Annotated in this window: 25 protein-coding genes; 9 read left to right on the top strand and 16 right to left on the bottom strand. The window is 67.0% G+C overall.

The genetic code is table 11. The features are described 5' to 3' along the window. Positions 1-74: 74 nt before the first annotated feature. The gene (locus AC07XB_RS19550; RefSeq protein WP_492372651.1) at positions 75-650 is read right to left on the bottom strand and encodes a PrpF domain-containing protein; all 576 of its coding nucleotides are present in this window, start codon (positions 648-650) and stop codon (positions 75-77) included. 4 nt (positions 651-654) lie between these two features. Beyond that, positions 655-1,497, bottom strand: coding sequence for an RNA methyltransferase (locus AC07XB_RS19545; RefSeq protein ID WP_492829471.1), 843 nt, complete (start codon positions 1,495-1,497; stop codon positions 655-657). 308 nt (positions 1,498-1,805) lie between these two features. Between AC07XB_RS19545 and AC07XB_RS19540 the strand changes: the two genes are divergently transcribed. Continuing rightward, positions 1,806-2,627: an inositol monophosphatase family protein gene (locus AC07XB_RS19540; protein WP_150983880.1), complete on the top strand. Its 822-nt coding sequence runs from the start codon at positions 1,806-1,808 to the stop codon at positions 2,625-2,627. A gap of 39 nt (positions 2,628-2,666) precedes the next feature. On the opposite strand, the gene AC07XB_RS19535 is transcribed toward AC07XB_RS19540, so the two are convergent. After that, the gene (locus tag AC07XB_RS19535; RefSeq protein WP_492829411.1) at positions 2,667-2,834 is read right to left on the bottom strand and encodes a hypothetical protein; all 168 of its coding nucleotides are present in this window, start codon (positions 2,832-2,834) and stop codon (positions 2,667-2,669) included. Between the two features lie 14 nt (positions 2,835-2,848). Then, positions 2,849-3,565, bottom strand: coding sequence for a pyridoxamine 5'-phosphate oxidase family protein (locus tag AC07XB_RS19530; RefSeq protein ID WP_492372654.1), 717 nt, complete (start codon positions 3,563-3,565; stop codon positions 2,849-2,851). A gap of 155 nt (positions 3,566-3,720) precedes the next feature. Between AC07XB_RS19530 and pdxR the strand changes: the two genes are divergently transcribed. Continuing rightward, a complete protein-coding gene (gene pdxR / locus AC07XB_RS19525) occupies positions 3,721-5,196 on the top strand; it encodes a MocR-like pyridoxine biosynthesis transcription factor PdxR (protein WP_492829413.1) in 1,476 nt (491 codons plus the stop codon). Between the two features lie 42 nt (positions 5,197-5,238). Here the strand turns inward: pdxR and AC07XB_RS19520 are convergent, their stop codons facing one another. After that, a complete protein-coding gene (locus AC07XB_RS19520; RefSeq protein WP_492372656.1) occupies positions 5,239-5,364 on the bottom strand; it encodes a hypothetical protein in 126 nt (41 codons plus the stop codon). Between AC07XB_RS19520 and AC07XB_RS19515 the strand changes: the two genes are divergently transcribed. Beyond that, positions 5,363-7,330, top strand: coding sequence for an APC family permease (locus tag AC07XB_RS19515; protein ID WP_492829415.1), 1,968 nt, complete (start codon positions 5,363-5,365; stop codon positions 7,328-7,330). The genes AC07XB_RS19520 and AC07XB_RS19515 overlap by 2 nt on opposite strands. A gap of 9 nt (positions 7,331-7,339) precedes the next feature. On the opposite strand, the gene AC07XB_RS19510 is transcribed toward AC07XB_RS19515, so the two are convergent. Beyond that, positions 7,340-7,765 carry a universal stress protein gene (locus tag AC07XB_RS19510; protein ID WP_492372658.1) on the bottom strand — a complete coding sequence of 142 codons (426 nt, stop codon included), beginning with the start codon at positions 7,763-7,765 and terminating at the stop codon, positions 7,340-7,342. 295 nt (positions 7,766-8,060) lie between these two features. On the opposite strand from AC07XB_RS19510, the gene mutS reads away from it, so the two are divergent. Further along, entirely contained in the window at positions 8,061-10,775 is a 2,715-nt protein-coding gene (mutS, locus tag AC07XB_RS19505) for a DNA mismatch repair protein MutS (RefSeq protein WP_492829417.1), read from the top strand. Continuing rightward, complete coding sequence (locus AC07XB_RS19500) at positions 10,772-11,824, top strand: hypothetical protein (RefSeq protein ID WP_492372660.1); 1,053 nt, start codon at positions 10,772-10,774, stop codon at positions 11,822-11,824. Before mutS ends, AC07XB_RS19500 begins: the two co-directional genes overlap by 4 nt. Positions 11,825-11,918: 94 nt before the next feature. Here the strand turns inward: AC07XB_RS19500 and AC07XB_RS19495 are convergent, their stop codons facing one another. Further along, the gene (locus AC07XB_RS19495) at positions 11,919-12,452 is read right to left on the bottom strand and encodes an FKBP-type peptidyl-prolyl cis-trans isomerase (RefSeq protein ID WP_441633715.1); all 534 of its coding nucleotides are present in this window, start codon (positions 12,450-12,452) and stop codon (positions 11,919-11,921) included. Positions 12,453-12,463: 11 nt separating this feature from the next. On the opposite strand from AC07XB_RS19495, the gene AC07XB_RS19490 reads away from it, so the two are divergent. Then, entirely contained in the window at positions 12,464-13,672 is a 1,209-nt protein-coding gene (locus AC07XB_RS19490; RefSeq protein WP_492829419.1) for a JmjC domain-containing protein, read from the top strand. A 199-nt stretch (positions 13,673-13,871) separates the two neighbouring features. After that, the gene (locus AC07XB_RS19485) at positions 13,872-14,105 is read left to right on the top strand and encodes a hypothetical protein (protein ID WP_492372662.1); all 234 of its coding nucleotides are present in this window, start codon (positions 13,872-13,874) and stop codon (positions 14,103-14,105) included. A 97-nt stretch (positions 14,106-14,202) separates the two neighbouring features. Here AC07XB_RS19485 and AC07XB_RS19480 read toward each other — a convergent pair whose 3' ends face one another. The 8 genes from AC07XB_RS19480 to AC07XB_RS19445 form a co-directional block, all read right to left on the bottom strand. Next, complete coding sequence (locus tag AC07XB_RS19480) at positions 14,203-14,991, bottom strand: MBL fold metallo-hydrolase (RefSeq protein WP_492372663.1); 789 nt, start codon at positions 14,989-14,991, stop codon at positions 14,203-14,205. Positions 14,992-15,070: 79 nt separating this feature from the next. Then, positions 15,071-16,279 (bottom strand): NlpB/DapX family lipoprotein, encoded by a 1,209-nt coding sequence (gene bamC, locus AC07XB_RS19475; RefSeq protein WP_492829421.1) that lies wholly within the window; start codon positions 16,277-16,279, stop codon positions 15,071-15,073. Between the two features lie 45 nt (positions 16,280-16,324). Then, complete coding sequence (dapA, locus tag AC07XB_RS19470; RefSeq protein WP_492372665.1) at positions 16,325-17,209, bottom strand: 4-hydroxy-tetrahydrodipicolinate synthase; 885 nt, start codon at positions 17,207-17,209, stop codon at positions 16,325-16,327. Between the two features lie 150 nt (positions 17,210-17,359). Then, the gene (locus AC07XB_RS19465; protein WP_492372666.1) at positions 17,360-17,956 is read right to left on the bottom strand and encodes a class I SAM-dependent methyltransferase; all 597 of its coding nucleotides are present in this window, start codon (positions 17,954-17,956) and stop codon (positions 17,360-17,362) included. Further along, the gene (locus tag AC07XB_RS19460; protein WP_492372667.1) at positions 17,953-19,155 is read right to left on the bottom strand and encodes a tryptophan--tRNA ligase; all 1,203 of its coding nucleotides are present in this window, start codon (positions 19,153-19,155) and stop codon (positions 17,953-17,955) included. The genes AC07XB_RS19465 and AC07XB_RS19460 overlap by 4 nt, the downstream gene beginning before the upstream one ends. 88 nt (positions 19,156-19,243) lie before the next feature. Then, positions 19,244-19,909 (bottom strand): site-2 protease family protein, encoded by a 666-nt coding sequence (locus tag AC07XB_RS19455; protein WP_492829423.1) that lies wholly within the window; start codon positions 19,907-19,909, stop codon positions 19,244-19,246. A 48-nt stretch (positions 19,910-19,957) separates the two neighbouring features. Then, positions 19,958-20,581 (bottom strand): L-threonylcarbamoyladenylate synthase, encoded by a 624-nt coding sequence (locus AC07XB_RS19450; RefSeq protein ID WP_492372669.1) that lies wholly within the window; start codon positions 20,579-20,581, stop codon positions 19,958-19,960. A gap of 141 nt (positions 20,582-20,722) precedes the next feature. Then, positions 20,723-21,568, bottom strand: a complete 846-nt coding sequence (locus tag AC07XB_RS19445; RefSeq protein WP_416048095.1) for a 3',5'-nucleoside bisphosphate phosphatase — start codon at positions 21,566-21,568, stop codon at positions 20,723-20,725. A 214-nt stretch (positions 21,569-21,782) separates the two neighbouring features. Here AC07XB_RS19445 and AC07XB_RS19440 point away from each other — a divergent pair, with 214 nt between their 5' ends. Further along, positions 21,783-22,895 carry an NAD(P)/FAD-dependent oxidoreductase gene (locus AC07XB_RS19440; protein WP_492372670.1) on the top strand — a complete coding sequence of 371 codons (1,113 nt, stop codon included), beginning with the start codon at positions 21,783-21,785 and terminating at the stop codon, positions 22,893-22,895. Positions 22,896-22,922: 27 nt separating this feature from the next. Here AC07XB_RS19440 and AC07XB_RS19435 read toward each other — a convergent pair whose 3' ends face one another. Further along, entirely contained in the window at positions 22,923-23,816 is an 894-nt protein-coding gene (locus AC07XB_RS19435; protein ID WP_492372671.1) for an alpha/beta fold hydrolase, read from the bottom strand. A 150-nt stretch (positions 23,817-23,966) separates the two neighbouring features. Here AC07XB_RS19435 and AC07XB_RS19430 point away from each other — a divergent pair, with 150 nt between their 5' ends. Next, entirely contained in the window at positions 23,967-25,700 is a 1,734-nt protein-coding gene (locus AC07XB_RS19430; protein ID WP_492829426.1) for an acetate--CoA ligase, read from the top strand. Positions 25,701-25,780 lie beyond the last annotated feature (80 nt).

The raw sequence follows: 25,780 nt of genomic DNA, 5'->3' as shown, positions 1-25,780 counted from the left end.
TGGCTGCAATGACGCCGGCCGCCCCGCGGAACATGTTGGACATGCCGGATCGGCGGGACGGGCAGCGCCTGCCATCAACATCGCTCGGGCACGTGCACCAGGCCGGTCATCAGGCGGCGCGCGCTGGTGGGGGGCAACGACCCACTGGCCGGCGCGAGGTAGTCAAGCACGATCCTGGCCGCCGCGAACGGCAAGCCGTCCTCGGCAAAATCGCCATCCTCGAGCGGATGGCCATTGCGGCAAGGCACGCGGGCAACGACGGCCTGGCTCACGTTCAACAGCCAGATGCGCACCGTGGTGATGCTATCGCGCGCCGGCACGAAACCGCGCCAGATCGCGAACGGCGCTGCCGCCGCCAGCAGCTCGCCGCCATTGCCGGCCCAGTCGATCCGCGGCTCGCCGATGGCCACCGCGCCGAACAGGCAGTCCACATCGCAATCGGGACGCTGCGAGGGGCCCACCAGCACGACATGGCTGGTGCTGGCGGTGGCGCCACCCATGCCATCGCTCTGCCGGCCATGCGGATCGGGCGAGCCGATCACGCGCAGCAGCACGGCATCGCGGTCACCCGGATCGGTGGGCAAGTCGTCAGCCAGGAAGAAGACCCCTTTGCTGGTGCCGCCACGCATGTAGTAGGCCGGAATCTCCACCTGCTCACTTCTCCTGTTTGGTTGGCGCCCGTGCGCCTTGGCCTTGCGTGGCTGCCAGCATGTGCTTGGCAATGCCCCGCAGGATATTGACCTCCTCGCGCTCCAGCCCGCTGCGCGCGAGCAGCCGGCGCAAGCGTGGCATCAGCTTCTTCGGGCTGGCCGGATCAAGGAAGCCGATGGCTTCCAGCCCAGACTGCAGGTGGCCGAACATGGCCTCGATCTGCTCGGCCGTGGCCGGTTCGCCAGCATAGCCGATCTCGGCGAGCGGCGTCGCCCTCACCTCCAGCAGTGCCAGGCGCATCTCGTAGGCCACCAGTTGCACGGCCTGGGCAAGATTGAGCGAGGTGTAGGCGGGATTGGCGGGAATGTGGGTGACTGCCGAGCAGCGGTCGACCACCTCGTTGGGCAGGCCGAAGCGCTCATTGCCGAACACGAAGGCAATGTGGGCGCCGGCGGCTTGCGCGCCTTGCAGGGTGGCTTGCAGGGTGGCTTGCAGGGCGGCAATGCGGGCGCCGGCCTGCGCCACCGCGTCGCGCGGCAGCAAACGAGGCGGCCCGAACTCGCGCTGGCGCGCGGTGAGCGCCACTGCGTAGGCGGTACCGGCCAGCGCGGCCTCGATGTTGTCGACGATCACCGCGCCTGCCAGTACGTCGTCGGCACCGCTGGCCATGGCGATGGCATCCGGATGCTCGCGCACCGCCGGCTCACGTGGCGAAACCAGCACCAGGCTGCCCGGCACGGTGCCGAAGCCCATGGTCTTCATGGCCCGCGCGACGGCGCCGACATTGCCGGGATGGCTGGTCTCGACCAGCACGAAACGCACTGCGGCAAACGCGGCGGGGGCCATCAGGGCCGCATCGGCTGCAGCCTCCGGAGCGATAGTGGAAACTGCCTGGCAAGGCGCGCCAGATGGCGGATCAAGGTCCTGGCCGGCCTGGGTGGCGGGGGCTGCGGCGGGGGCGCCGTTGGCGTCGGCGCTCGTCTGGTTCTGCGGGTTCATATACAATTCAGGCTTCATCTTCGGTGCGCCGCCCGTTTTATGCGGTAGCGACGCGCCCGTTCTTCTACAATCCGTTGTGTTGTCAGCCGCCCCAAAGGGCAGCGCGCCGGCCTTTTGCGCCAGGCCGCGCACCTTTGGCCGGCCTGGAGAGATTCATGCATCCGATGCTAAATATTGCCGTCAAGGCAGCCCGCAAGGCAGGTTCCGTCATCAACCGCGCGTCGATGGACATCGACCGGGTTCAGGTATCGCGCAAGCAGCACAACGATTTCGTCACCGAAGTCGACCGCGCCGCCGAGGCCGCGATCGTCGAGATCATCCGCACGGCCTATCCGGATCACGCCATTCTAGCGGAAGAGTCCGGCCAGTCCTGGGCCGAGGGCGAAGAACCCACCAGCGAATACGTCTGGGTCATCGACCCGCTCGACGGCACCACCAACTTCATCCACGGCTTTCCCCAGTACGCGGTCTCGATCGCCCAGCTGCACAAGGGCGTGCCGGCACAAGCCGTCGTCTACGACCCGTCGCGTGACGAACTCTTCACAGCCAGCAAGGGCGCCGGCGCGTTCCTGAACAACCGCCGCATCCGCGTGTCGCGCCGCGACAAGCTGGCCGACTGCCTGATCGGCACCGGCTTCCCCTACCGCGACATGGAAGGCCTGGACCAGTACATGGAACTGTTCGCGCTGATGACGCAAAGCTGCGCCGGCCTGCGCCGCCCGGGTGCCGCGGCGCTCGATCTGGCCTACGTGGCCTGCGGCCGCACCGATGGTTTCTTCGAGCAAGGCCTGCACCCGTGGGACATGGCCGCCGGCATGCTGCTGGTGACCGAGGCCGGTGGCCTGGTGGGCAACTACGCCGGCGAAGCGCGCCAGCTCGAACAAGGCGAAGTGCTGGCCGGCAACCCCAAGGCGTTCGCGCAGATGGTGCGCCTGCTGTCGCCGTTCTCGGTGGACAACGCCAAGCCGGCCCGCTAAGGACCCCGGCAACGACGCAGCGCGGCCGCCTGGCCGCGCTCAGCGTGACGGACGCGGCGGCGCCCCGGCAGGATGCCATATGCCGAGCGCCACGCCGCCCACGATCATCGCCATCGCGCCCGGCAGCGGCCGCACAGGCGGTTCACCCGGCACCAGGGCCAGCAGCGCGATGGCGTCACGACGTGAAGGCGCTGCTGGGATGGCCATGGCGCGCTGCCGCCTCAAGCATCCACCGCGACCGCCCTGCCCGGCATCGTCTCGCCGGCCGCCCCTGCAATCGCCTCGGTACAAACACCCTGCCCCCAGCTTCGCACATAGTCCGGCACGCTGGGCTGCATGCCATCCGGCACCGGCCGCTGCCCCTGGAGGCGCAGCGGCAGCACGCCCGCCCATACCGGCAGCGCCATATCGGCCTCGTCATCCTTGGGCCCGCCGCTGCGGATCTTGGTGGCGGCTTCCTCCAGCCCGATGCGCAACACCGTGGTCGCCGCCAGCTCATTGGCATCTCCTGGCCTTGCTTCGCCCGAACGCCCCACCGCAATGCGCTCCAGGAAGGCATCCATCGCCGCCGCCTTCGCTGCGCCAGCCACCACTTCAAAACTGCCGTAGATCACCGCCGAGCGGTAGTTCATCGAATGATGAAATGCGGAGCGCGCCATCACCAGGCCGTCGAGGTGCGTCACGGTTACGCAGACCTGGCTGCCTGCCGCGGCCAGCTTCAGCATGCGGCTGCCATTGGAGCCATGGATGTAGAGGTGCTCGCCCTCACGCCAGCACGCGGTGGGAATGCAGTGGGTGCCGTGATCGTCGGTGAAGGCCAGGTGGCACAGGTAGGCATCGTCGAGGATCGCATGCAGTGTCGCGCGATCATAGTGGCCGCGATCGGCGACGCGCCGCACGCGGGTACGTTCGCTCGGCGGCATGGGTTTCTGGCTCATGGTGGCTCCTTGTCCTGGGGTTGTGGGTGCCGGCGGCAATCTCGTTGCGTTACGGCGATGCCGCCAAGATAGGGATTTCGTGGCACCATGACTAGACCCATCCAATGCACGGTTTTTAGAACCACGGAAACCACAGAAGCCACGGAAGCGACGACATGGACTACGGCCTGCTGGTCTCGACCTTCACGCGCCAGCTCGATGGCCGCAAGCTCACCCAGCAGCGGCTCTTGTACGAGTGCTTGCGCGGCGCCATCCTCGACGGGCGAATCGCCCAGGGCAGCCAGCTGATCGCCACGCGCACGCTGGCAGCGGAGCTCGGCATGGCACGCAACTCGGTGATCTACGCCTACGAGAGCCTGGCGGCGGAAGGCTTCGTGGTGCCGACGCGGCACGGCACCACGGTGGCGCGCGTGGGCCTGGCGCAGGCCGGCCACAGCACGGAGGCGGTCAAGCGCGTCGCCGAGTTGTCGCGCCGCGTGCGCGGGCTGCAGCGCGATGCCGACGGTATGCACGACCTGTTGCCGTTCGTGCCCGGCGTGCCCGACCTGGATGGCTTTCCGCTGGCCGCGTGGCGGCGCTGCATCGAACGCGCCTGGCGCCAGCTCGGCCCGCGCCATCTTGGCTACGGCAAGGTCGAGGGGCAGCCCGCGCTGCGCCACGCCATCGCCGAGTACCTGAAGGTCTCGCGCGGGGTGCGCTGCGACATGGACCAGGTCTTCATCACCGACGGCACGCAGACCAGTCTGGACCTGTGCGCGCGCATCCTGGCCGATGCCGGCGACACGGCCTGGATCGAGAATCCCGGCTACGGCGGCGCGCGGGCCGCCTTCCAGTCGGCCGGCCTCGTGCTCGAGCCCGTGGCGGTGGACGCGGACGGCCTGGCGCCCCGCCCGGAGCAGTGGCGCGACGCCCCGCCCCGGCTGATCTACATCACGCCATCCCATCAATATCCACTAGGCTCCATTCTCAGCCTGGAACGGCGCCTCAAGCTCATCGAAGATGCCCGCGCCGCCGGTGCCTGGGTTGTCGAGGACGACTACGACAGCGAGTTCCGCCGCGGCGGCGTGCCGCTCTCGGCCGTGCAGGGGCTGAGTGAGGACGCGCCGGTGATCTACCTGGGCACGTTCAGCAAGACCATGTTCCCGGCGCTGCGCCTGGGCTTCATGGTGGTGCCGCGCTACCTGGCCGCGACCATTGCCGGCACGCTTGGCGAAATCTCCCGGCGCGGCCACGTGGCCGAGCAGATCGCGCTGGCGGAATTTATCGACAGCGGCCAGTTCGCCCGCCACCTGCGCCGCATGCGCCAGCGCTACGGGCAGCGCCGCGACGCCCTGGAGGCGGCGCTGGCGCGCCACCTGCGCAGTAGCGTGACGGTATCGGCCAGCGCCGGCGGCATGCACCTGTCCGCGCGCCTGGAACTGCCGCTTGCCGACACCGTGGTCACCCGCGCGGCGCGCGCGCAGGGACTGATCGTGCAGCCGCTGAGCACCTACCGCTTGGCCGGCACGCCGCTGGCGCAGTACAACGGCTTCGTGTTCGGCTACGCCGGCGTGCCGGCCGGCGCCTTCGACGGGCTGATCGCGCGGCTGGCACAGGTAATTGACGCGCTGCCGCGAGAGCCGGTGTCGTAGCACGGCGTTGAGCCCGTTCTTGCGAATCTGCCCACTCGCCGCCTACATTACTTCCATGGGAGTGCCAAGCTCCCGGTGCTGGCGCGCGGGCAGCGGCGCCGCCGGCTGCAATTTCCGGCGCCGCGCTTTCGTGCGCTGCGCCGCAATCGCGTCCAGGGTGGCGAACATGACGGCACTGTCGAAGTGGTGGAGGCACCTGGCCGGCAAACCGCTCGACCCGCTCGCCCCGGAAACCCGCCACGCGATCGCCGTGGTGCCGGTGCTAGCCTGGGTGGGATTAGGCGCCGACGGACTTTCCTCTTCGTGCTATGGACCCGAAGAGGCTTTCCTGGCGCTTGGCACCCATACGCCGCTGGCGCTCTTCCTTGCCCTGGCCACCGCCAGCACGGTATTCATCATCGCGGTCGGCTACAACCAGGTCATCGAGCTGTTCCCCACCGGCGGCGGCGGCTACCGCGTGGCCACGGCCTTGCTGGGACCGCGTCCCGGACTGGTGTCGGGCGCGGCGTTGCTGGTCGATTACGTGCTGACCGTCGCGACGTCGCTGGCCAGTGGCGTCGACGCGTTCTTCAGCCTGCTGCCGGTAGAGGCCCAAGCCTTCAAGCTGGCCACCGAACTGGTAATCGTGATCATGATGACCGGGCTCAATTTCCGCGGCATGAAGGAATCGATCCTGGTGCTGATGCCCATCTTCCTGGCCTTCGTGGTACTGCATCTCGGGCTGATCGTCTATGGCGTTGCCGCGCACGGCGACCATCTCGGCGCGGTCGTGCCCAACGCCATCGGCGAGGCCTCCGGCATGTCGCAAGCGATGGGTCCGATCGTGGTGGCGGCGCTGCTGATGCGCGCGTTCTCGCTGGGTGGCGGTACCTACACCGGGCTGGAGGCGGTCTCGAACAACGTGAACATGCTGGCCGAGCCGCGGGTGCCGAACGGCAAGTGGACGATGTTCTACATGGCGACGTCGCTGGCCTTCACGGCGGGCGGCATCATCCTGCTGTACATGCTGTGGAACGCGGCGCCGGTGGAGGGCAAGACGCTGAACGCCGTGGTCTTCGACCGCATCATCGACCATCTTGGCTTCGGCTCGGCATGGTCCCGCCATGCGCTGCTCGCGGCGCTGCTGGCCTCCGAGGCCGGGCTGCTGCTGGTGGGCGCGCAGACCGGCTTCCTGGACGGCCCGGCGGTGCTGTCGAACATGGCGGCGGACTACTGGGTGCCGCGGCATTTCCGCGATCTCTCCGCCCGGCTGGTGCGGCAGAACGGCGTCATCGTCATGGGCCTGGCCAGCTTGCTGATCCTGTTGTGGACGCACGGCCAGGTCGCGGTACTGGTGGTGCTGTACAGCATCAATGTCTTCCTGACCTTCAGCCTCTCCTTGCTTGGCCTGTGCATCTACTGGTGGCGCCATCGCGGCGAGCCGCGCTGGATCGTGCGCTTCGGCCTGTCCCTGCTGGGCTTGTCGGTCACCGCCACGGTCCTGATGATCACGCTGGTGGAGAAATTCACCGCTGGCGGCTGGCTAACCGTGCTGGTAACGGGCCTGGTGGTTGCGCTGTGCGTCTTCATCAAGCGGCATTACACGACAACCCGCGCCGAGCTGGCCCGGGCGGATGCTCTCTTCGCCGGCAGCCCGCCCCTGGTCGATGCGAGCCGCGTGCGGCCCCTCGACCGCAGCCTGCCCACGGCGATCGTCCTGGTGGGCAAGCACCGCGGCGCCAGCATGCATGCGCTGCTCTGGGTCGAGCGATTATTTCCCGGACACTTCAAGAACATGCTCTTCCTGGCCGTGGGAGAGGTCGATGCGCAAAGCTACGAGGGCCAGGAAACGCTGCATCGCCTTCAACAGACGATTGGTGAGTCACTGCGTTATTACGTCGCCAATTGCCAGCGCCACGGCCTGGCGGCCGATTCGCGCGCGGCATTCGGCACGAACCCGGTGCTTGAGTTCATGAAGCTGGTCGATGCGGTGACGGCCGAGTACCCGAACAGCGTCTGCTTTGCCAGCAAGCTGATCTTCCAGCACGTCAGTTTCCTGACAGCTTGGCTGCATAACCAGACACCCGGTGAGTTGCAGGAGCGGCTACACCTGCAAGGCAAGCAGATGGTGCTGCTGCCAATGAAAGTAGCGTGATGGCGCGGCCTATTTGACCAGCGTCACTGGCACGCGCGACATGCGTATCAGCTTGTTGGTCAGCCTGCCCGCCAGCAGCGCGCCAACAGCCGTGCGCCCGGCCGTGCCCATCACGATGGCATCGCAGTCGTTCGCCGCTGCGGCCTGCGCGATGGTCTGCGCCACATCACCCACCTTGATCTGCGCGACATAGCTGGCCCCGGCGTCGTCCAGGATGCTGCGTGCATCGCGCAGCGCAGCCTCGCCGCTGGCCTCCTCCAGCTTGCGCAACGAGTCCAGCGAATGAAAGGCCGAGGCGCGGCCAAATTCCAGCGGCGGCTGGACATTGAGCAGAACCACCTCGGACACACAGCGGTCCCGGAACATGAAGGCGGCATGACGCACCGCATCCAGCGCGTGCACGGAGCCGTTGACGGGTACCAGAACTCTCAGCATGTCGAACCCCTTGCGTTGTCTCGATCCTCGATCGTTTCGCTACCGGCGCGTATCGCGCTGGTCATCTCGATTCCATATAAGTTCGGATCCCGCAAAGATGCTGTAAAGAGACGGATGGCCGCGTATTTTTTTTGTAAACGCCCGGCCGGCTCGGTTCCTGCCACCCTTCCTGCACCCTTCCGCCCCCTTCGGGGGCCGGCTCGCAGTAAAATGCGGGTTTTATCCGCGCCAGGCCTCCGGGCCGCCGGAGTACCCGAAAACAGGCGGCTTCGCCAAAGCCGCCCGAGAGGATTGCATGTCCGTAGAACCCCGACAGTCCGCCAAGACCGAGCCCAAGGCCGGCAGCGCGGAAAAGCACACGCCCATGATGGCGCAGTACCTCGGCCTGAAAGCCGACCATCCGGACACCTTGCTGTTCTACCGGATGGGCGACTTCTACGAGCTCTTCCACGACGATGCCGAGAAGGCCTCGCGCCTGCTCGACATCACCCTGACGTCGCGCGGCAGCTCCAACGGCGTGCCGATCCGCATGGCCGGGATCCCCTTCCATTCGGTGGACCAATACCTCGCGCGGCTGGTCAAGCTGGGTGAATCGGTGGCAATCTGCGAGCAGATCGGCGACCCGGCCACCAGCAAGGGGCCGGTGGAACGCAAGGTGGTGCGCATCGTCACGCCGGGCACGCTGACCGACGCGGCACTGCTGCCGGACAAGGTCGATACCTACCTGATGGCGGTGCACCAGCAAACCACGCGCCGCGGCGTGAGCAAGACCGGGCTGGCCTGGCTCAACCTGGCTAGCGGCGAGCTGCGCCTGATGGAGTGCGAGGTGGCGCAGCTCGGCCGCGAACTGGAACGGATCCGCCCGGCGGAGCTGCTGTATGCCGATGACATCGAGCTGCCTGCGCTGGAGTGCGCGCGCACCCGGCTGCCGGAGTGGCATTTCGACCAGGAAGCCGGCACCCGCCGCCTGCGCGAGCAGCTCGGCGTGGCCAGCCTCGATCCGTTTGGCTGTGCCGGGCTGGGCGCGGCGCTCGGCGCCGCCGGCGCGCTACTGAACTACGCGGCTTCCACCCAGGGGCAGTCGCTGCGCCATGTGAAGGGCGTGACGGTCGAGCGCGAATCCGAATTCGTTGGGCTGGACACCGCCACGCGGCGCAACCTGGAACTGACCGAGACCCTGCGCGGCGGCGAGTCACCGACGCTGTTCTCGCTGCTGGACACCTGCGCCACCGCCATGGGCAGCCGCCTGCTGCGCCACTGGCTGCACCATCCGCTGCGCGACAGCGCCATCCCGCAGGCGCGCCAGCAGGCTATCGGCGCGCTGATCGGCCAGGGCACCGATGCGCTGCGCGCGGCGCTGCGCCGGCTGTCCGACGTGGAACGCATTACCGCACGCCTGGCCCTGATGAATGCGCGCCCACGCGACCTGTCCTCCCTGCGCGACACGCTGACCGCCCTGCCCGACGTGCAGGCCTGCCTGCGCGCTGACGATGCCGCGCCGTTGCTCAACCAGACGTTGACGGAACTGGCGGTGCCCTGGGAATGCCATGCCCTGCTGGCCAGCGCGGTGGCGCCGGAGCCGGCCACCGTGGTCCGCGATGGCGGCGTGATCGCCCGTGGCTACGATGCCACGCTCGATGAGCTGCGCGATATCTCGGAGAACTGCGGGCAGTTCCTGGTCGACCTAGAAGCCCGCGAGCGCACTCGCACCGGCATCGCCAACCTGCGCGTGGAATACAACCGCGTGCATGGCTTCTACATCGAGGTGACCAACGGCCAGGCCGACAAGGTCCCCGACGACTACCGCCGCCGCCAGACGCTGAAGAACGCCGAGCGCTACATCACGCCCGAGCTCAAGGTCTTCGAGGACAAGGCCCTGTCCGCGCAAGACCGCGCGCTGGTACGCGAGAAGCAGCTGTACGACGCATTGCTCCAGCAATTGCTGCCGCATATCGGCGAGTTGCAGCGGGTGGCCGGCGCGCTGGCCCGCCTGGACGTCCTCGCGGCGCTGGCCGAGCGTGCACAGACGCTGGACTGGACCCAGCCCGAGCGCGTAGCCGAGAACGTGATCGACCTGACCCAGGGCCGCCATCCGGTCGTGGAGGGCCAGCTCGCCGCGGAATCCGTGCCGTTCATCGCCAATGATTGCCAGTTGACCGAAGCGCGCAAGCTGCTGCTGATCACCGGCCCGAACATGGGCGGTAAATCGACCTTCATGCGCCAGACCGCGCTGATCGTGCTGCTGGCTTGCGTGGGCGCCTATGTACCGGCGCGGCGCGCGGTGATCGGCCCGATCGACCGCATCTTCACCCGCATCGGCGCCGCCGACGACCTCGCGGGTGGGCGCTCCACCTTCATGGTGGAAATGACCGAGGCCGCCAGCATCCTGCACAACGCCACGCCTGCCAGCCTGGTGCTGATGGACGAGATCGGCCGCGGCACGTCGACCTTCGACGGCCTCGCGCTGGCGTGGGCGATCGCGCGCCACCTGCTGGCGCATAACCGCAGCCATACACTGTTTGCCACCCATTATTTCGAGTTGACGCAACTGCCGCAGGAGTTCACGCAGGCGGCCAATGTCCACCTGTCCGCGGTCGAGCATGGCGATGGCATCGTCTTCCTGCATGCCGTACAGGATGGGCCTGCCAGCCAGAGTTACGGCCTGCAGGTGGCGCAGCTGGCGGGCGTGCCGCAGCCGGTGATCCGCGCCGCGCGCAAGCACCTGGCCTGGCTGGAGCAACAGTCGGCGGACGCCACGCCCACGCCGCAGCTGGATCTGTTCGCCGCGCCGCCCTCGCCCCCGGACGATGACGACGACTACCTGGAACAAGGCGAAGGCAAAGACGGGACCTTTGGCAATGGCCAGCCGGTCAATGCGATTTCCGTGCAGCAGGCCGCCTTGCTAGACGCGGTGGCCGAGCTCGACCCGGACAGCCTGACGCCGCGCGATGCACTCGACGCGCTCTATCGGCTGCGCGCGCTCGCCAAGGATGCCGTAGCCACCGCATGACGCCAACCGGGATCGTGCGCCAGCGCTGGCTGCTCCTGGCCGGACTGGCCATGCTTGGCGTGTTGCTGGCGCTGCCGGGCCAGGCGGCGAACCGTGCCCGGGCTCCGGCTCCGGCTCCGGCTCCGGCTGCCGAAACGATACGCGTGGCCCTGATCGCCGACCAGCCGCAGTGGCCGGCCGCCGAAGCGGGCACCGCCCGCCTGCTCGATTTCCTGGCCGCGCGCCGGCTGGAGTTTGTCGTCCATCTGGGCGGCATCAAGGGCGATACCGAATCCTGCGGCGACACCCTGCTTTCCGCTCGCCAGCGGTTGCTCGACCAGTCGCCGCTGCCGCTCGTCTACCTGCCTGGCGAAACCGACTGGGCGGAATGCGCTCGCGCCGCCAACGGGCGCTTCGATGCGGTGGAGCGGCTGAACCGCCTGCGCGAGCTGTTCTATCCGGCCGATACCACGCTGGGCCAGCGGGTACTGCCGCTGATGCGGCAGTCCGAACAGGCTACCTTTCGCAGCTATCGGGAAAACGTGCGCTGGCACGCTGGGCGCGTCATGCTGGTGGGGTTGAACCTGCCGGGCGACAACAATCACTATCGCTCGGAAGGCGGGCGCAACGGCGAGTTCGAGGATCGCCGCGAGGCCAACCGCCAATGGCTGGCGCGCGCGTTTTCGCTGGCGCAGCAGCAGAACCTGCCCGGCATCGTGCTGCTCATGCATGCCGACCCACAGTTCGGCAACGGCTGGGAGCAGCGCGGCAAGCCCTCCCTGCTCGATGGCTTCCTGCGCCGGCGCGCGCGCGATGGCTTCCTGGAGTTCAAGCGCCAGTTGCGCGAGCTGGCCGGGCGCTACCGTGGCCAGGTCCTGCTGGTGCATACCGGCCTGGGCGGCTTCGGCATCGATACGCCACTGAAAGATGCCAGCGGCAAGACGCTGCGCAACGTCTCCCGCGTGGTGTTGCCAGGCGGCGCGCCCGGCCAGTACACCGAACTGGTGATCACGCCGGGGTCGCCGTCGCTGTTTGAGGTCACGCTCAAGGATGGCCCCGAGGCGGAATGAATAGCGTCAGCCCAACCCCGCACCACAAAGAAAAAGCCGGCGATGCCGGCTTTATTCGTGGGACCTTCCGCGAGGGCGCGCGCGCGTGGCGCACTCAGTGCAGCGTGCGGCTGCCGTCGCCTTCGTCGTCCTCATCTTCGTCCACGACTTCGATGCCCGAGGCGCCATGCGCGTGGCCGTGCTGCACTTCGTCGCCCGTGGCTTCGCGGACTTCCGCTACCTGCAGCCAGAAACGCAGCGCCATGCCGGCCAGCGGGTGGTTGCCATCCAGCACCACCTTGTCTTCGGCCACGTCGGTCACGGTGTAGATGATCGAGTCTTCGTCGTCGCCGTCTTCGGGCACGCCTTCGAATTGCATGCCGACTTCCAGCGGCTCGGGGAAACGGTCGCGCGGCTCTACCTTGACCATATCGGCGTCGTAATCGCCGAAGGCTTCCTCGGGCTCGAGCTGCAACTGGGTTTCGAAGCCGGCTTCATGGCCTTCCAGCGCTTCCTCGATCTTGGGGAACGTGCCATCATATCCGCCGTGCAAGTAAACCATCGGCTCATCCGACTCCTCGATCAGATTGCCCTGCGCATCCGACAGCTTGTACACCACGGATACCACCGTGTTCTTAGCGATTTTCAATTCTTGACTCCATGAACGATTCCGCATTATACGCGCAGGCCTTGCCCCCCGGCCCCGTCGATCCTGACGCGCCGCTCACCCTCCTGGGTGGCATGACGCCAGCTGCTTTCATGCGCGATATCTGGCACCGCAAACCCCTGCTGATTCGACAAGCCGTACCGGGAATCGTGCCGCCGGTATCGCGCGAGTCGCTTTTCCAACTGGCCGACCGCGACGACGTCGAGTCGCGCCTGGTGTCGCACTTTCGCAACCGCTGGAAGCTCGAACAAGGCCCCTTCGCCGCCGACAACCTGCCCTCCCTGAAAGCCCGTCAATGGTCGCTGCTGGTGCAGGGCGTTAACCTCCACGATAGTGCAGCCGCGGACTTGCTGGGGCAATTCCGTTTCGTCCCGGATGCGCGCCTGGACGACCTGATGGTCAGCTACGCCACCGACGGCGGCGGCGTGGGCCCGCACTTCGATTCCTACGACGTTTTTCTGTTGCAAGTATCGGGCCGGCGCCGCTGGCGCATCTCGTCCCAGACCAAGCTCGACCTGGTCCCGGACCTGCCGCTCAAGATCCTGTCGGACTTCACGGCCGAAGAAGAATGGGTGTTGGAGCCAGGCGACATGCTGTACCTGCCACCTCAGTATGCCCACGACGGCGTGGCCGACGGCGAGTGCATGACGTACTCGATCGGCTTTCGCGCACCGGCCTACCGCGAACTGGCGGGGCACTTCCTGGCCTGGCTGTCGGAAACGGTCGAGGACAACGAGGATTTGAGCGGGCGCTACGCGGATGCCGGCGAGCCGGCAACATCACATCCAGCCCAGCTGCCTGCCCAGATGGTGCGGGCGGTGACCGAGAAACTGAGCGCCCTCCGTTGGTCGGGTAGCATGGTTTCGGAGTTTCTGGGCGCGCATCTCTCCGAGCCCAAGCCAAGCGTGGAGTTTGCGGAAATATCCGAAATCACGCTGAAGAAATACAACAAACTCGCCCTGGCTCATGGCGTCGTGCTTGCGCCGGGATCCATCGCGTTGTATGACCGCGCGCATTTCTTTATCAATGGCGAAGCTTACGAGCCGCCCTCGGCGCTGGCGCGCTGGCTGCGCCTGCTGGCGGACCGGCGCTGCCTGAGCGCCGTGGAAGTGGCTGCCTGCGCGGACCTGCCGGATCTGATGGAGACTTTCCATCACTGGGCGCTGGAGGGCTGGCTGCAATTCGGACCTGCTTCGCTGTAATAATCCGTAACAACCAAAAACAGGAAAAGACAGCGCTACACAAGCCGGGAAAACGCGGATATAATCACCGGCTGGCTAGTACTGTGTACCACTGCATTTGTCGGCACCCGGGAGAGCCTCTATTTTGCAGTTCAAGAGCGATAATTACCGGTAATTATTCATCGCCTGTTTTTCTGTTATTAAAGTTAAAGGACGAACAATGAAGAAGTCTCTCCTGATCGCATCGCTGCTCGCCGCCGTTGCTCTCGCCGCTTGCGGCAAGAAAGAAGAAGCCGCTGCTCCGGCACCGGAAGCTTCGGCTCCGGCTGCTGCTGCTCCGGCTGAAGCATCGGCTCCGGCTGCTGCTCCCGCTGCTGACGCATCGGCTCCGGCCGCTGCCGCTGACGCTTCGGCACCGGCTGCTGACGCATCGGCTGCTGCTGCTAAGCAGTAATCGGTCTCGACCGATAAAAAAGCCGACCTTCGGGTCGGCTTTTTTACGTCTGTAGCTTTACGTCTGCAGGCTTCGCCGGCGCATTGCCCGCCGCGTCTCAGGCCCTGACCGGCTGCCAGCCCAGTCCTTCGTGCTGGTCCGCCACCAGGATTTCGTCTGACGACACGCCCAGCGCCGTGGCCAGTGCCTGGGTGGCCAGCTCCCGGGTATTGTTCTGTTGGCTCAGGTGCGCGGCCACCACGCGCTGCAGCCCCGCATGCGCCACTCGCTCCAGGATGCCGGCCGCCACTTCATTGGCAAGGTGGCCAAAATCGCCGCCAATGCGCTGCTTCAGCGAATACGGGTAGGCGGAATTGCGCAGCATCTCCCGATCGTGGTTACATTCCAGCACCAGGGCATGCACCCCCGCCAGCCGCGCGGTGACGTAAGGCGTCTCCATGCCTGCATCCGTCAGCACGCCCAGGCGGGCGTCGCCGTCACTGAGCACGAACTGCAACGGCTCACGCGCATCGTGCGGCACGGTGTATGGGAGGATGTGGAGGTTGCCGATCGCCAACGGATGGTCGGCACCACACACGCGCACGTCGGCCTTGTCCGCCCCGCGCATGTGCGAGGTGGCAAGCCAGGTGCCGTGGCTGGTATGTACCGGCAGGTCGTGACGGGAAGCAAAGGCGTAAGCCGAGCCGACATGATCGCCGTGCTCGTGGGTAACCAGCACGGCATCGAGCTGATCCGGCGTGATGCCGAGCCGCTCCAGCCGCCGCGCGGTTTCGCGAATGCCGAAGCCGCAATCGAGCAACACCCTGGTCGTGGTGGTGCCCTCTTGCGACTCGATCAACAGGGAATTGCCCTCGCTGCCGCTACCGAGGAAGGCAAAGCGCATCATGCGCCTGCCTCCCCTGGCAGCCCGGCGAGCCACCTCGCGGCAGGGCGCCGCGGGGTGGTTTGCGTGACCCGCATGCCGGTCAGCGCAGTTGCTCGTCGAGCAGCGAAAGAATGCGTTTGCCGACTTCGGTGCCTTCCGGCTGGCCCGCATCGTTCTGCACCGTCACGGTCGTGCCAGTGCCATCACCCTTCAGTGCCACGCGATACTTCTTCGCCTTCTTGCTGTCCTCGGTGCCGGTCTTGGTGAACAGCTTGGAGAAGAAACCGCGATTGTCCACGGTGTCGCGCGGGTCGACATAGCGCACGTAGTACAGGCCTTGCGCGCGGTCCCGGTCTTCCACCGTGAAATTCACGCGGTCCAGCGCCAGGCCGACCGAGCGCCAGGCGCGGTCGAACGGCTCGGACAACTGCAGTGCCTGGCTGCCATTGACCTGGGTCAGGTTAGCATTGGCGCTAGGCGCTGCACCCTTTGCGGCAGTGGCGCCCGCAGCGGCGGCTGCCGGCGAAGCGGGGTTCTTGGCCATGCGGTCGGCCTGCTCCTTCTGCACGCCCAGGCGCTGCGCGAAGCGCGAAAGGAATTCGGCCTCCAGCTCCGGATCGGAGGGGCGCGGCGTCCAGGTCGTGGTCGACTTGTCGATGCCAGTCAGTTGCTCCTGCGCACCACGGTGGCTGATGAAGACTTCCAGGTTGCCGTTCTGCGAGCGCTCCAAGCGCGTGCGGAACTTGTCGCGCTCGGACGTCGAGTACAGCCCGTCGAAGACCTTGCCGATCGTGTTGCGGATGAAATCCTGCGGGATCTTGGCGCGGTTCTCGGCCCAGTCGGTTTCCATGATGCCGGTCTCGGGCGAGTCCTGCACCAGCAGGAAACCGCTCTCCTGCCAGAATTCGCGCATCGACTGCCACAGCTTGTCCGCCGGCATGCCGTTGCTGATCACCAGCCAGCGCTGGTTGCCGTCGCGCTCCATGCGGATGCCTTGCGTGGAGGGCAGCACGTTCTCGGCGCCCACCTGCTGCTGCACGACCTTGTTCGACTGGTTGTAGGTCGACAAGGTGGACGTGCCGTTCTGATCCGGCACGGAGTAGCGGCGGTCGCCTTCGATCTTGGTCAGGTCCGGCGGCACGTCCAGCGTGGAGGTGCGCTTGGCAGCGGACTTGTAGTCGATCTTGTCGGGCGCCATCGCGTCGTTGATGCTGCTGCAACCGGACAACGCGCTTGCCACAAGCACGGGCAAGACCAGGGCGGCACGGCCAACTTGCGTTGCACCGTGGCGGTTAAGCTTGAGTTTCATTGACACGCAATCCTAGTTGAGGGATGACGGCAAAACACAGTGCGATCAGCCGAGCAGGCCGGCCGCCGACAGCGCCTTGCGCACCACATCGTGGTATTCCGGTGACAGCGGAGTAAGCGGGAGGCGGATGCCACCCTGCATTCTGCCCATTTGCTGGAGCGCCCACTTGACGGGAATCGGGTTGGCCTCGACGAACATCGCCTTGTTCAGCGCAACCAGTTCCATATGGATGCGACGCGCGGTAATCGCGTCGCCCTTCAGGGCAGCCACGCACAATTCGTGCATCTTGCGCGGCGCCACGTTGGCCGTGACGGAGATATTGCCATGGCCGCCCAGCAGCATCAGGGCAATCGCCGTGGGATCATCGCCGCTGTAGATGGAGAAGCCCTGCGGCGCATCCTTGATCAGTTGCGCGGCACGGTCGATATTGCCGGTCGCTTCCTTGACGCCGATGATGCCCGGTACCTGCGCCAGACGCAGGATGGTGTCGTGCTGCATGTCGGCCACGGTACGGCCCGGCACGTTGTACAGCACGACAGGCAGGTCCACCGCTTCCGCGATCGTGCGGAAATGGCGATACATGCCCTCCTGGGTGGGCTTGTTGTAGTAGGGCACCACCTGCAGCGACGCATCGGCGCCGACCTGCTTGGCAAACGCGGTCAGCTCGATCGCTTCCTTGGTCGAGTTGCCGCCGGTGCCGGCGATGATCGGGATGCGCTTGTCGGCCTGCTCCACGGCGACGCGGATCAGCTCGCAATGCTCATCCACGTTCACCGTGGGCGACTCGCCGGTGGTGCCGACGATCACGATGCCATCGGTGCCCTCGGCCACGTGCCAGTCGACCAGGGCGCGCAGCGCGGGGAAATCCAGGCTGCCATCTTCCTGCATCGGCGTCACGATAGCGACGATGCTGCCGTTAATCTGTGTCATAACGTTTGAGAATTCGAGAAACGAATACCGCGATTGTACCGGATACCCAAGGCCTTCCGACCGCACCTTCGACCGGGGAAAACCCAAGGCAGTTCAACGCGTGAAGCCCAGGTCTCGCCGACCGGGCCCGCAAATAACCGGGGCCGCACTTCAGCCCGGCAAAGGATACCGCGGCGGCGCTCCGCCGCCCGTTTTGCCTATATCTTCGCGAATCGCGCAAATACGCTGCACAAAGGCAGCTTTAGGCACTTCCAGCACACCATCTTCGTAGGCAATCACCCGCAAGATGCCGTGCACGGCATCCAGCAACTCGCCCGGCTGCAACAGGAAATCCGGGTTCGAAGGCTTGCCCACGGTCTCGTTGCCAGCCGCGAAGGTTTCGTAAAGAAACACGCCACCCGGCGCCAGCGCAGCGAACAAATGCGCCCAAAGCGGCCTGTGCAGGTAGTTGGTGACCACGATCGCGTCGAAGCCCGGCTCATCCGCCAGCGGCCACGTGCCCTGCTCCAGGTCGGCCGCGCGCGTGGCGACGCCTTCGGGCAAAGCCGCCAGCGCGGCCAATGCCGCCGCATCGCGATCGACGCCCAGCACCGCATGGCCGCGGCGCGCGAACCAGGTGGCGTGCCGGCCATTGCCGCAGGCCAGGTCGAGCACGCGGCCGCCCGGGCGCACCAGATGCGCCCAGCGCGCCACCCAGGGTGACGGTGCGCCCAGCGGCGCGTGGGGGATGCCCGCCGCCGTGCTCACCGGTACCCCAGGCCCATGGCGGTGCGCACGTCGCGCATCGTCTCGCGCGCCACCTGACTGGCCCGGTCGCAGCCGTGGTCGACAATGGCGCGCAGCAGCGCCGGATCGTCCATGTATTTTTGCGCCCGCTCCAGCATGGGCTGCTGCTCGCGCAGGATGCCCTCGATCACCGGCTGTTTGCATTCGATGCAGCCGATGCCAGCGCTGCGGCAGCCCTTCTCGACCCACTCGCGGGTGGGCGCGTCCGTATAGACCTGGTGCAGTTGCCACACGGGGCAACGCGCCGGGTCGCCGGCATCGGTGCGGCGCACGCGCGCCGGATCGGTCGGCATGGTACGCACTTTTTTTTCCACCGACGCCTTGTCCTCGCGCATGCGGATGGTGTTGCCATAGGACTTCGACATCTTCTGGCCGTCCAGCCCGGGCATGCGCGATGCCGCGGTCAGCAGCGCCTGCGGCTCGACCAGGATAGTCTTGCGCGAACCGCCCAGGTAGCCCAGCAGCAATTCACGGTCTTCGGCGGCCAGGCTCTGCGACTGCGCCACCAGCGCGCCGCCCTCCTCGAGCGCCTCTGCCTTGCCCTGCTCCTGATAGGCGCGGCGCAGTTCCAGATAAGCCTTGGTGCGCTTGCCGCCCAGCTTTTTGGCGGCCTCCTGCGCCTGCGCCTCGAAGTCCGGCTGGCGCCCGTACAGGTAGTTGAAGCGGCGCGCGATCTCGCGCGTGATCTCCACATGCGGCACCTGGTCCTCGCCCACCGGCACACGGCCAGCGCGGTAGATCAGGATGTCGGCGGCCTGCAGCAGCGGATAGCCGAGAAAGCCGTAGGTGGAGAGATCCTTGTCCTTGAGCTTCTCGATCTGGTCCTTGTAGGTCGGCACCCGCTCCAGCCAGCCCAGCGGCGTGCCCATCGACAGCAGCAGGAACAGCTCGGCATGCTCGGGCACGCGGCTCTGGATGAACAGCGTGGCGCGCTCGGGATCGACGCCGGCGGCGAGCCAGTCGATCAGCATCTCCCAAACGGATTCGCCGATCACCTCCGGCGATTCATAGTGCGTGGTGAGCGCGTGCCAGTCTGCCACGAAGAAGAAACAGGGATATTCGGCCTGGAGCTGGACCCAGTTCTTGAGTACGCCGTGATAGTGGCCCAGGTGCAGCGCGCCGGTAGGCCGCATGCCGGAAAGAACGCGATCGGGAAACATGTCTATCTGTATTTGTGGGAATCGGTGCAGGTACGGGTACGCGTATTCGAGGTCTGCGCCGGCATGGGCGCCGGCGCCGCGGCGCGGCTTACTGCACCAGCGCCAGGATGGGTTGCAGCATCAGCAACACCAGGCTCCTGAGCGCCCCCATCACCGGCTGCATCCACACTTTGGTGATCACGCCAGCCGCCACCAGCGCCAGCACCACGAAGATGCCATAGGGCTCGATGCGCGACACCGCATGCGCGATCCGCTGCGGCAACAACGCGGTCAGGACGCGGCCGCCGTCGAGCGGCGGCACGGGGAACAGGTTGAACGCAGCCATCACCAGGTTGACCAGCACGCCGGCCTGCGCCATCTGGGTGAAGAACGGCTCCGGCACCCTGCCCACCACCAGGCCAACCGCCACCAGCGCCCACAGGAAGGCCTGCAGCACATTGCTGCCCGGGCCCGCCAGCGCCACCCACATGCCATGCCAGCGCGGATTGCGCAGGTGGTCGAAGGCGACCGGCACCGGCTTGGCGTAGCCGAAGACAAACTGCCCGCTGGTCATGAAATAGAGCAGCAGCGGCACCGCGATGGTGCCGATGGGATCGATATGGCGCGCCGGGTTAAGGCTGACGCGGCCCATCGAGTAGGCGGTGTTGTCGCCAAACAGCTTGGCCACGTAGCCGTGCGCGGCTTCATGCAGCGTGATGGCGAACAGGACCGGCAGGGCGTAGACCGCTAGGGTCTGAATCAGAGAAGAATCCATGGGTCACTATTGTACCGGGGCTGCGGCAAAGCGACTGTTCGGTGGCAATCACAGTCCAAAACGCTCGATATCGCCGCGTCCTTGCCGCACCAGCTCGGGCTCGCCGGCGGTCAGGTCGATCACCGTGGTCGGCTGCGCGGGCGCGGCGCCGCCGCAGATCACCAGTTCCAGCAGTTTTTCCAGCCGGGCGCGGATCACCTCCGGCTCGTTGAGCGGGGCTTCGTCGCCCGGCAACTGCAAAGTAGCCGAAATCAGCGGCTCGCCCACTTCGGCCAGCAGCGCCAGCGGAATGGGATGGTCGGGCACCCGCACGCCAATGGTCTTGCGGGCGGGATGCGAAAGCCGGCGCGGCACTTCCTTGGTGGCCTCGAGGATAAAGACGTAGGGCCCGGGCGTGGCGCCCTTGAGCCAGCGGTACTGCCGGTTGTCCACCCGCGCGAAGTTGCCAAGCTCCGACAAATCGCTGCACATCAGGGTCAGATGGTGCTTGTCGTCGATCCCGCGCAAGCGGCGCAGCCGCTCTACCGCGGCCTTGTCGTCGAGCCGGCAGGCCAGCGCATAGCTGGAGTCGGTGGGCAAGGCAATCAGCCCGCCCTGCCCGATGATCTGCGCGGCCTGCTTGATCAGGCGGGATTGCGGGTTGAGCGGATGGATCTCGAAGTATTGGGACATGTGCGGGCCTGGGGCGACCGGCCGCGGGATGGGCGCAAACGCCGCGCGCATTCCAGGCCAGTTCTGCGATGGGGAGAAGCGAAGGGAGCGCATGGCGGGTTCGGGCGGGCTGGGCGCGGGGCGGCCGTTGGCCGGCGCGGCTTACCAGTCATGCCAGACCGGGGTGACCGACGACGGCAGCGGCGGCAGCGAGCCCAGCTCGATCCGTCCCTCGCCCGGCCCGTGGAAGTCCGAGCCGCGCGAGCCCAGCAGGCCATAGTGATGCGCGACATTGGCATATTGGCGGTACTGCTCCGGCGTATGGCTGCCGGTGACCACCTCGACCGCGGCCCCGCCGAGCTGCTTGAACTCGTCGAACAGCGCATCGTGCTGGAGTTGCGTGTAGTTGTAGCGGCCCGGGTGCGCCATCACAGGAATGCCGCCGGCCGCCTGGATCCAGCCCACCGCATCGGCCAGTTTGGCCCAGCGGTGCCCGACATAGCCCGGGCAGCCTTCGCCGAGGTAGTCGTCAAACACTTCGCTGATGGTCTTGCACCGCCCTTCTTCCACCAGCCAGCGCGCGAAATGGGTGCGCGAGATCAGGTCGGGATTACCGACGTGGCGCAGCGCGCCCTCATAGGCGCCCTCGATGCCGATCGCGGCCAGCGCTTCGCCGATGTCCTGCGCCCTGGCGGCCCGCCCGGAGCGCGTGGCTGCCAGGCCATTGACCAGCACCTGGCTGCCGGGGTCGATCTGCAAGCCAACGATATGCACGGTCTGCCCGGCCCACGTCACCGAGATCTCCACCCCGGGCACGTAGCGCATGCCAAGCGCCTCGGCCGCGGCCCGCGCCCTGGCCTGGCCCTTGACCTCGTCATGGTCCGTCAGCGCCCAGAACGCCACGCCGCCGGCATGCGCGCGCGCGGCCACGTCCTCGGGGGACAACATGCCGTCGGACACCGTGGAATGGCAATGCAGATCTGCGTTGATTGCGTGTGAATTTTGCATGCGTCTATTCTACTCTCGCGATAATTCCGCGCTAATCCAACTTCAATCCGACTTTAATACCGCGCCAATGCGCGCCGCGTGGGCTGGCCCACACATCCGCGCCGATAGCCCTGCCGCCAACGCTGGCGTAGGCGGCAGGGCCGGCCCCGCGCGGTATAGTTGGGGCCTGACGACCCTCCTGCCGGGCGCCGCCACGCGCGCCGCCCGCCAAGCCATGCCGACCCAAACCCCTGCTTGCGCCACGCCTGATTCCCGCACCCCAACCGTCCCGGCCGACGTGATCCGCACCGATGTGCTGATCGTCGGCGCCGGCCCGGTCGGCCTGTTTGCCGCCTTCCAGGCGGGTGTGCTGGGGCTGAAGTGCGAGCTCATCGACGTGCTGGACCGCGCCGGCGGACAGTGCACCGAGCTCTACCCGGAAAAGCCGATCTACGACATCCCCGCGGTGCCGGGGTGCCTGGCACAGGACCTGGTCGACCGCCTGCTCGAGCAATGCGCGCCGTTCGCTTTTCCCATGCATTTCAACGAGCGCGCCAACGGCCTGGCCGAGGTCCCGCCCGAAGCTCACGGCACGGCCGGCCATGAGCACCCGCACCGCCTGCTGGTCACAACCGACACCGGCAAGCGCTTCGACGTGGCCGCAGTGCTGATCTGCGCCGGCGCTGGCGCTTTCGCCCCGCAACGCGTGGCGCTGCCCGAGGCCGCCGCGCTGGAAGACCGCCACCTGCACTACGCTGTGCGCGACACCGCGCGCTTCGCCGGCAAGCGCGTGGTGGTGGCCGGCGGCGGAGATTCCGCCCTGGACTGGGCGCTGGCGCTGCGCAAGACCGCGGCGCGCGTTACGTTGCTGCACCGCCGGGAAGGCTTTCGCGCGGCCGACGGTACGGTGGCCGAAATGCGCGCGGCCGTGGCCGCCGGCGAGATGGACTTCGTGGTGGGCATGCTGGGCGCGCTCAAGACCGAGGGTGGCTCCCTGGCCGGGGTCGACATTCGTACCCGGGAAGACACGATCAGCCTGCCTGCCGACGAACTCGTCGCGCTGTACGGCCTCGTCTCCGAGCCCGGCCCGATCGCCCAGTGGGACCTCGACATGCGCGCCGGGCGCATCATGGTGGATACCACCACCTACGAAACGTCCCGCCGCGGCATTTTCGCCGCGGGCGACATTGCCTTCTACCCCAACAAGCAAAAGCTCATCCTCTCGGGCTTCCACGAGGCAGCCCTGGCCCTGCGGCGCGCCTATCACTATGCCTTCCCGGAAAAGGCACTGGTTCATGTGCACACCAGCAACAACGCCACGCTCAAGGAAAAGCTGACGCACGCCTGAGCGCGACAGCCTGCACGGCCCACAGCGTCAGACGCAGAAAGACTCGACCAGCCCGGCCACCACCCGCGGCTGGTCGTGATGCAGCATATGGCCGGCGTCATCGACAATGGCCTCGCGGAAATCGCGAAACGCCTTGAAGCGCTGCTTGAACTCCGCCAGCGGCTGGTCCTTTGCAATGTGGCTGAGCGTTTGCGAATTGCGTGCTTCCACGTGCAGCACCGGCGCGGTGGCCTGCGCCCAGATCGCCATCACCTCGTCGAGCCGGTACAGCACCGGATTGACCATCTTGTGCGCGGCATCGCCCAGGATCTCCCAGCGGCCTTGCGCATTGCGCGCTGACCAGTGCTCGGCCAGGAAGGCGGCGCGGTCATCGGGCAGGCGCGGATTGGTCTTCTGCAGCCGTGCCGCCACCGCCCCCACGCTGTCATAGGAGCGCAACGGCTGGCGCTCGCGCAACTCGTCGAGCCAGCGCGCATAGCGCCCGGGTGCTTGCTCGGCGCGCGTGCCGGTCATGCCAAACCCCTCCAGGTCAACCACGCGGCGCACCCGCTCGGGGCGGATGCCGGCGTAGAAGCAAGCCACGTTGGCGCCCATGCTGTGCCCCACCAGGTTCACCGGCGCGTCCGGCTGGTAGTGGTCGAGCACGGCCTCGAGATCGGCAACATAGTCGGGAAACCAGTAGGACTCGGTGCCGGGGTAGCGCGTAGGCCAGTCGGTCTGGCCAAAGCCGCGCCAGTCCGGGGCGATCACGTGCCAATCGCGTTCCAGCGCGTCCACCATGAACTGGAACGAGGCGGCCACGTCCATCCAGCCATGCAGCAGGAACAAGGTGGGCGCACCGGGCTCGCCCCAGTGGCGCACGTGCATATTGAGGCCGCGCAACGTGATAAATTCCGAGCGCGAGGTTTCTCTGATTGCCATGGTGTCTCCCCGGGTGACTTTTCCCTGATCGTGGCGGACGCTTTCACCCGTGGCAACGGGGAAGCCTAAAAATAGAACGATCGTTCGTTTGCGGATTATAGCGGCAAGCCGGCCCGGCCCGCATCCCGAACGCAACCCAGGAGACCCAGCATGGCCGCATCCGCCCTGCCAGCCAGCCGGCGCGACGACTATCCCGCGCTACACTCGCAATTCCACTGGCATGTGCCCGAGTTTTTCAACCTGGCCGACGCATGCTGCGGCCGCTGGGCGCGCGACCCGGCCACGATGGATCGCATCGCGGTTCACACCGAGCACGAGGACGGGCGCCGCGCCAGCTACAGCTACGCCTTCATCCAGGCCGAGGCCGATCGCCTCTCCCGGGCGCTGCGCACGCTGGGTGTGGCGCGGGGCGACCGCGTGGGCATCGTCATGCCGCAGCGCATCGAGACGGTGATTGCGCATATGGCGATCTACCAGCTCGGCGCCATCGCCATGCCGTTGTCGATGCTGTTCGGCCCGCAAGCCCTGGCGTACCGTCTCCAGCACAGCGAGGCGTGCGTGGCGATTGCAGACGAATCCTCCATCGACAACGTGCTGGCCGCGCGCGCCGAGTGCCCGGCGCTGGCCACGGTGATCGGCGCCGGTGCCGCCGTGGGCCGCGCGGAGCACGACTGGGATGCGCTGCTGGCGGCCGAGCTGCCGGCGTTCACCGCAGTCGTGACCAAGGCCGACGAGGCGGCGGTGCTGATCTACACCAGCGGCACCACCGGCCCGCCCAAGGGCGCCCTGATCCCGCACCGCGCGCTGATAGGCAACCTCCCCGGCTTCGTCTGTTCGCAAAACTGGTTTCCCCAGGCCGGCGACGTGTTCTGGAGCCCCGCGGACTGGGCCTGGACCGGCGGGCTGTGGGACGCACTGATGCCCACGCTGTATTTCGGCAAGACCATCGTGGGTTACCAAGGCAGGTTCTCCGCGCAAACCGCCTTCGCGCTGATGGCGCGTTATCGCGTCACCAATACCTTCCTGTTTCCCACCGCGCTCAAGCAGATGATGAAAACCTGCCCCGCGCCGAGCAAGCACTACCAGTTGCACCTGCGCGCGCTGATGAGCGCGGGCGAAGCCGTGGGGGAAACCGTGTTCGCCTGGTGCCGCGACGCGCTCGGCGTGGTCGTCAACGAAATGTTCGGCCAGACCGAAATCAACTACATCGTGGGCAACTGCACCGCGCAGAACAACGATGGCCAGCTAGGCTGGCCGGCGCGCCCGGGCTCGATGGGCAGGCCCTACCCCGGCCATCGCATCGCCGTGGTCGACGACGAAGGCAGGCCCTGCGCGGCGGGCGAGGACGGCGAGGTGGCCGTGTGCAGCACCGACGCCCACGGCCATCCCGACCCCGTGTTCTTCCTCGGCTACTGGCGCAACGAGGACGCCACCGCCGGCAAGTACCTGGAGCGCGACGGCCTGCGCTGGTGCCGCACGGGCGACCTGGCGCGCATCGACGAAGACGGCTACCTGTGGTACCAGGGGCGCGCCGACGATGTCTTCAAATCCTCCGGCTACCGCATTGGCCCGACCGAGATCGAGAACTGCCTGCTCAAGCATCCCGCCGTGTCGAACTGCGCGGTGGTGCCCTCGCCGGACCCGGAGCGCGGCGCGGTGGTCAAGGCATTCATCGTGCTGGTGCCATCGATTGTGCGTTCGGCGCAGGCCGACGCCGCGCTGGTCGCCGAGCTGCAGCAGCATGTGCGCGGCCAGCTAGCGCCGTATGAATATCCCAAGATCATCGAATTCATCGCGCAGTTGCCGATGACCACCACTGGCAAGATCCAGCGGCGCGCGCTGCGCGAGATCGAAGCCCGGCGCGCCGCGCCAGCCCGCCCGTAGCACTGGCAGGCGGGTGCGGCCGCAAGGCTCGCACCCGCCCCTGTCCCTGGCGCTCAAACCCGCCCTCCAAGCCCCGCCTC

The organism is Cupriavidus sp. GW821-FHT02F09, assembly GCF_059421605.1.
Note: the sequence above shows the minus strand (reverse complement) of the source record. Positions and strands in the feature narration are given on the sequence as shown.

Excerpts from the sequence above, each read along its gene's own strand:
- AC07XB_RS19480 (WP_492372663.1), bottom strand. The coding sequence starts at position 14,991 with ATGATGCGCTTTGCCTTCCTCGGTAGCGGCAGCGAGGGCAATTCCCTG.
- bamC (WP_492829421.1), bottom strand. The coding sequence starts at position 16,279 with ATGAAACTCAAGCTTAACCGCCACGGTGCAACGCAAGTTGGCCGTGCC.
- mutS (WP_492829417.1), top strand. The coding sequence starts at position 8,061 with ATGTCCGTAGAACCCCGACAGTCCGCCAAGACCGAGCCCAAGGCCGGC.
- AC07XB_RS19435 (WP_492372671.1), bottom strand. The coding sequence starts at position 23,816 with ATGGCAATCAGAGAAACCTCGCGCTCGGAATTTATCACGTTGCGCGGC.
- AC07XB_RS19460 (WP_492372667.1), bottom strand. The coding sequence starts at position 19,155 with ATGTTTCCCGATCGCGTTCTTTCCGGCATGCGGCCTACCGGCGCGCTG.
- AC07XB_RS19450 (WP_492372669.1), bottom strand. The coding sequence starts at position 20,581 with ATGTCCCAATACTTCGAGATCCATCCGCTCAACCCGCAATCCCGCCTG.
- pdxR (WP_492829413.1), top strand. The coding sequence starts at position 3,721 with ATGGACTACGGCCTGCTGGTCTCGACCTTCACGCGCCAGCTCGATGGC.
- dapA (WP_492372665.1), bottom strand. The coding sequence starts at position 17,209 with ATGACACAGATTAACGGCAGCATCGTCGCTATCGTGACGCCGATGCAG.
- AC07XB_RS19485 (WP_492372662.1), top strand. The coding sequence starts at position 13,872 with ATGAAGAAGTCTCTCCTGATCGCATCGCTGCTCGCCGCCGTTGCTCTC.
- AC07XB_RS19445 (WP_416048095.1), bottom strand. The coding sequence starts at position 21,568 with ATGCAAAATTCACACGCAATCAACGCAGATCTGCATTGCCATTCCACG.
- AC07XB_RS19545 (WP_492829471.1), bottom strand. The coding sequence starts at position 1,497 with ATGGCCCCCGCCGCGTTTGCCGCAGTGCGTTTCGTGCTGGTCGAGACC.
- AC07XB_RS19510 (WP_492372658.1), bottom strand. The coding sequence starts at position 7,765 with ATGCTGAGAGTTCTGGTACCCGTCAACGGCTCCGTGCACGCGCTGGAT.
- AC07XB_RS19540 (WP_150983880.1), top strand. The coding sequence starts at position 1,806 with ATGCATCCGATGCTAAATATTGCCGTCAAGGCAGCCCGCAAGGCAGGT.
- AC07XB_RS19530 (WP_492372654.1), bottom strand. The coding sequence starts at position 3,565 with ATGAGCCAGAAACCCATGCCGCCGAGCGAACGTACCCGCGTGCGGCGC.
- AC07XB_RS19520 (WP_492372656.1), bottom strand. The coding sequence starts at position 5,364 with ATGTTCGCCACCCTGGACGCGATTGCGGCGCAGCGCACGAAAGCGCGG.
- AC07XB_RS19515 (WP_492829415.1), top strand. The coding sequence starts at position 5,363 with ATGACGGCACTGTCGAAGTGGTGGAGGCACCTGGCCGGCAAACCGCTC.
- AC07XB_RS19535 (WP_492829411.1), bottom strand. The coding sequence starts at position 2,834 with ATGGCCATCCCAGCAGCGCCTTCACGTCGTGACGCCATCGCGCTGCTG.
- AC07XB_RS19455 (WP_492829423.1), bottom strand. The coding sequence starts at position 19,909 with ATGGATTCTTCTCTGATTCAGACCCTAGCGGTCTACGCCCTGCCGGTC.
- AC07XB_RS19500 (WP_492372660.1), top strand. The coding sequence starts at position 10,772 with ATGACGCCAACCGGGATCGTGCGCCAGCGCTGGCTGCTCCTGGCCGGA.
- AC07XB_RS19440 (WP_492372670.1), top strand. The coding sequence starts at position 21,783 with ATGCCGACCCAAACCCCTGCTTGCGCCACGCCTGATTCCCGCACCCCA.
- AC07XB_RS19490 (WP_492829419.1), top strand. The coding sequence starts at position 12,464 with ATGAACGATTCCGCATTATACGCGCAGGCCTTGCCCCCCGGCCCCGTC.
- AC07XB_RS19430 (WP_492829426.1), top strand. The coding sequence starts at position 23,967 with ATGGCCGCATCCGCCCTGCCAGCCAGCCGGCGCGACGACTATCCCGCG.